The organism is Kribbella sp. (assembly GCF_035655035.1).
Taxonomy (GTDB): domain Bacteria; phylum Actinomycetota; class Actinomycetes; order Propionibacteriales; family Kribbellaceae; genus Kribbella.
In genome coordinates this window covers 1-4,503 of sequence record NZ_DASRVN010000794.1, presented here as the reverse complement: position 1 = coordinate 4,503, position 4,503 = coordinate 1, and the positions used below count along the sequence as shown (strand labels likewise).

At 68.9% G+C, this 4,503-nt stretch carries 5 protein-coding genes and 2 pseudogenes; all 7 read right to left on the bottom strand.

The genetic code is table 11. The features are described 5' to 3' along the window. Nucleotides 1-273: pseudogene (locus VFF46_RS40480) on the bottom strand (hypothetical protein); the annotation flags it as partial. 824 nt (nt 274-1,097) lie between these two features. Continuing rightward, a complete protein-coding gene (gene rsmG / locus VFF46_RS40475; RefSeq protein WP_414673143.1) occupies nt 1,098-1,733 on the bottom strand; it encodes a 16S rRNA (guanine(527)-N(7))-methyltransferase RsmG in 636 nt (211 codons plus the stop codon). 43 nt (nt 1,734-1,776) lie between these two features. Further along, complete coding sequence (locus VFF46_RS40470) at nt 1,777-2,289, bottom strand: protein jag (protein ID WP_325042586.1); 513 nt, start codon at nt 2,287-2,289, stop codon at nt 1,777-1,779. Between the two features lie 338 nt (nt 2,290-2,627). Continuing rightward, a pseudogene (gene yidC, locus VFF46_RS40465) lies at nt 2,628-3,608 on the bottom strand (membrane protein insertase YidC); the annotation flags it as partial. Nucleotides 3,609-3,617: 9 nt separating this feature from the next. Beyond that, nucleotides 3,618-3,929 (bottom strand): membrane protein insertion efficiency factor YidD, encoded by a 312-nt coding sequence (gene yidD, locus VFF46_RS40460; protein ID WP_325042585.1) that lies wholly within the window; start codon nt 3,927-3,929, stop codon nt 3,618-3,620. Beyond that, on the bottom strand, nt 3,929-4,270 hold the full coding sequence (rnpA, locus tag VFF46_RS40455) for a ribonuclease P protein component (RefSeq protein ID WP_325042583.1): 342 nt from the start codon (nt 4,268-4,270) through the stop codon (nt 3,929-3,931). The genes yidD and rnpA overlap by 1 nt, the downstream gene beginning before the upstream one ends. Nucleotides 4,271-4,296: 26 nt before the next feature. Continuing rightward, nucleotides 4,297-4,434, bottom strand: a complete 138-nt coding sequence (rpmH, locus tag VFF46_RS40450; protein WP_130386492.1) for a 50S ribosomal protein L34 — start codon at nt 4,432-4,434, stop codon at nt 4,297-4,299. Nucleotides 4,435-4,503: the final 69 nt, after the last annotated feature.

Here is a 4,503-nt window from a genome sequence, read left to right as displayed (position 1 = left end):
AGCTCCGTCCACAGGCTTCTGTGGACGAATTCCCGTCTGCAGGGGCAGTTTCATGCGGTGGTCATCCACAGGCGGTGGAGACTCGGAGAGGTCCGTCTCGGCGTCCACCAGTGGCGTCGAATCGGACCCGGAACCATCATCCCGCATCTCCGGCGTTTCACGTGAAACAGCGCGGGTTTCGTCAGCACTTGGTCCGTCGAGACCGGCAGCAGCAGCCGCCCGCAGCCCCGAGGTGTCAATCGGAGGAACCACAACCACCCGCTCAACAGCCACCGCCGCCGTCTCGGCCGCCGGGGACGCCGGGGACGCCGCCGCGGCGGCTCGGCCCTCAGCTCCGAACGCCAGGCGTTCGCCTTCAGCCGCCGCCCGCTCGGCCCCGGACGCCGAGCGTTCCCCCTCGGCCACACGGCGCTCGGCCTGTGGCGCCGGGCGTTCGTCTTCTGTCGCCGGCCGCCCAGCCCCGGGCACCGAGCGTTCCCCCTCGGCCACACGGCGCTCGGCCTGTGGCGCCGGGCGTTCGTCTTCTGTCGCCGGCCGACCGACCTCGGGCACCGAGCGTTCGCCCTCCGCCGCCGGCCGCTCGACTACTGCCGCACCCGCGGCGTCTGCCGCCGCGGCCGCAGGGCGCCCGGTCTCGGGCGCGGAGGACACGGCCTCAGGCGCGGAGGACACGGCCTTAGGCGCCGAGAACTCAGCCCCGGGCACCGGCAACTCCGCCTCAGGCGCCGGGTGCTCCGAGACCGCCGTCCCGGCCGTCCCAGCCGCAGCTACCGCGTCTCCCGCATCAGAGGAGACAACGGGCGGGGCCTCGGCCGAAGCCTCGGCGGCAGATGGCCCGGCCGCAGATGGCCCGGCCGCAGATGGCTCGGCCGCGGACGGCTCGGTCGCGGTTTGCTCGGTGGCTGCCGGGAGCGCGGGGGCCGCCGCGGGCGCGGTGGTGACTGGGGGTGCCGGGGCTGGGGAGGTGTCGGGGGCGGGGTCCGGGGTCACCACGCGAACGGTGGAGTCCGCTTCGGTCGGCCAGCCGATGCCCTGTGATGACCTCGGCTCACCGGTGCTCTTCTCGGGCCATCCGAGGGCACGACTCACCAACCCGCTCACCTCCCGTGTCGTCCGTGCCGGGATCCCCCTGGAGCACGTCCGGCCACAATACTCACCACAGTCGTGGGGAGGGCCAGTTCATCGCCGCCGAGTTGGTGAATATGACAAACCTCTGCACCAAGCTTCATCAATTCGCGTTCTGAGCCGTCCAGTTCCTCCTCCGCGGACGCCCCTTTCATCGCCAGCATCAGCCCGCCCTCGACACAGAGCGGGAGACACCAGCGCGCGAGCTTGGCCAGCGGAGCAACCGCCCGGGAGGTCACCACGTCGTACGTCGCCGGCGGAAGATCCTCGGCCCGGGCCCGGACCACCCTGGCGTTGTCCAGCTCCAGCGCGTCGACGGCCTCCTCGAGGAACGTCGTACGACGCAGCAACGGCTCGACCAGGTCCACCTGGAGATCCGGCCGCACGATCGCCAGCACGATCCCCGGCAGTCCCGCACCGGTGCCGACATCGGCGACCGACGACTCCTCCGGGATCAGCCGCTCGACGACCGCACAGTTCAGCAGGTGCCGGTCCCAGAGCCGTGGTACCTCCCGCGGCCCGATCAGTCCGCGCAGAGTGCCTTCGGTGGCCAGCAACTCGGCGTACGCCGAAAGCCGGACCGCCGCCCGTGGGAACAGCTTGTCCACGAGCGGCGGTGTTTCACGTGAAACGTCCTCGGTCATGCGGTCGTCACGGCTGGACCACCACGCGGCGCCGCGGCTCCTCGCCCTCGGACTCCGACGTCAGGCCGGCGTCCGCCACGACGTCGTGGACGACCTTGCGCTCGAACGGCGTCATCGGGTCCAGGCGCACCGGCGTACCGGTCGCCTTGGCCTCCTCGACCGCCTTGCGGCCGACCTCTTCGAGCTCGGCCTTCCGGTTCGCCCGGTAGTTCGAGACGTCCAGCATCAGCCGCGAACGCTCACCGGTCTCCCGGTACACGGCCAGCCGGGTCAGCTCCTGGAGCGCTTCCAGCACCTTGCCGTTCTCACCGACCAGGTTGTTCAGCTCGGCACCGACGATCGAGACCGCGGCCCGGTCGCCGTCGATGTCCATGTCGATGTCACCGTCCAGATCGGCGATGTCGAGAAGCTCCTCGAGGTAGTCGGCCGCGATGTCGCTCTCCGCCTCCAGTGCCTTCAGGCGCTCCGACGCGGAGCTCTTCGGGCTGGCGGATTCGTCCGCCGTCTCGGTGTTCTGCATGCCGTCGGTCACGGCCACTCCTTCACAGTGTCAAAGATCCGCCCCACGGGGACCCGGGTATCAGCAGCAGGAAAGGGATACGGCGCGCTCGGTCAGCGCGAACCGCCGGAGCGCTTCTGCGCCTGGCGCTTCTGAGCCGCTCGCTTCTGCGCGGCCGACTTCGCCGCGGGCTGGCGCTTGGCTCCCGAACCCTTCTTGCCGGCCGGCTGCTTCTTGGCAGCACCGGCCTGAGTCTTCTCGGGCGCGTCCTGCTGCGGAGTCGCGTCCTGCACTGCCGACGCGTCGTCCTCCGGAAGCTGCCCGTTGCCGGCCGCCGTCGCGCCGGCTGCCGGTCCAGTCTTCCGGTCGCTCCGCGACTGCCGCTTCGGCTGCTGCCGCTGGGCCGGACGCCGGTCTGTCGTGGTGGTGTCGGTCGCCGCACCCGCCGTACCCGGGACGTTCTCGTCGGCCGGGCGGCCGTGCCGCAGGTTGTGCTCCCGCTTCCGGGCCTGCATCGCGTCGTACGCCGGAGTACCCGGCGCCGGGTTGCGGCGGATCACGTAGAACTGCTGGCCCATCGTCCACAGGTTCGAGATGAACCAGTAGATCAGTACACCGATCGGGAAGTTGAAGCCACCGATCAGGAAGAAGATCGGGAACACGTAGAGCATGACCTTCTGCATCTGCGCGGCCTGGCCGGTGAGGGCCTCCTTCGGCATGTTCTTCCGCATCAACTGCAGCTGCGTGGTGAACATCGTCGCGGTCATCAGGATGATCAGGACGATCGCGACGACCTTGACGTTGCCCGAGCCGGAGCCGCTCGCCTTCAGGAAGGTCTGCGAGATCTCCGCACCGAAGATCTTCGCGTGCTGCAGCGAGTTGACGTACGGCTTCATGATCTCGCTGTGCCACTGGCCCTTGGCCGCGTAGTCGAGCACGCGGAACAGCGCCAGGAAGATCGGCGACTGCAGCAGCAGCGGCAGGCACGAGGAGAACGGGTTGGTCCCGGTCTCCTTGTACAGCTTCATCATTTCCTGACCGAGCTTCTCCCGGTCGTGGCCGTACTTCTTCTGCAGCTCCTTCATCTTCGGCTGCAGCAGCTGCATGTTCCGGCTGGAGCGGATCTGCCGGACGAACAGCGGGATCAGGATGGTCCGGATGGTGATGGTCAGGCCGACGATCGACAGTGCCCACGCCCAGCCGCTGTTCGGGTCGAGCACCTGGCTGAGCAGCCAGTGCCACCCGACCAGCAGCGCCGATACGGCCCAGTACAGCGGCGTCATGACCGTGTTGAACAGGTCTACGATTCCGTCCCACACCGCGAGCCCGGGGATGGCCAGAAGAGTCACTCACACACCTCGCTGCACAGGCCCGGCGTCGGCTGACGATCCGGGCTGGTTGGCGGAGACAGACTCTCCGCGCTGGTCGACATCTTTGGGTGGAACGGGGTCGTAGCCTCCGGGGTTCCACGGGTGGCAGCGGAGAAGTCGCCTCACCGCCAACCAGGTACCGCGCACCGCGCCGTGGCGCTCGACCGCCTCCAGGGCATACGCCGAACAACTCGGGTAGAACCTGCAGACCTGCCCGTACATCGGGCTGATCAGCAGCCTGTACAGCTTCAGGAAACCGATGATCCCGCTACGCACGGGATTGATCCGCATCATGGCTTCGCCAATCGGCGGAGTGCGCTGTCCACGTCGGCAGCGAGTTCGTCGTACGACGCCGCGGCGGACGACGGCAAGGCGCGGACCACTGTCAGGCTGCCGGCCGGCAGCTCCGGGATCCGCGCAGCCATGACAGCACGCAGACGGCGGTGGACCCGGTTCCGCAGAACCGCGTTGCCCACCGCCTTGTTCACAACGAATCCGACGCGCGGGGGGCCGGTGTGACCGGCCTCCGACAACACGTGCAGGACCACCGCGCGTCGCGCCGCGCGCCGTCCGGACCGGACGGCGCGACGGAAGTCGTCGGACCGGACCAACCGGTTCGACGCGGGCAACACGAGGTGGACACCGTCAGACGGGTCGCTCAGGCCGCGAGGCGCTGACGACCCTTGCCACGGCGGGCGGCGATGATGGCGCGACCCGCACGGGTGCGCATCCGAAGACGGAAGCCGTGCTTCTTGTGCCGGCGACGGTTGTTCGGCTGGAACGTCCGCTTGCTCACTGGAATGACTCCGGTTACTCGAGATCACAAATTTGTCGACAAATCCACTGATTGGATCTGCCCGGGTGC

Bases quoted from the DNA above. Each gene is read 5' to 3' on its own strand.
- VFF46_RS40470 (WP_325042586.1), bottom strand. From the start codon at position 2,289: ATGCAGAACACCGAGACGGCGGACGAATCCGCCAGCCCGAAGAGCTCC.
- yidD (WP_325042585.1), bottom strand. From the start codon at position 3,929: ATGCGGATCAATCCCGTGCGTAGCGGGATCATCGGTTTCCTGAAGCTG.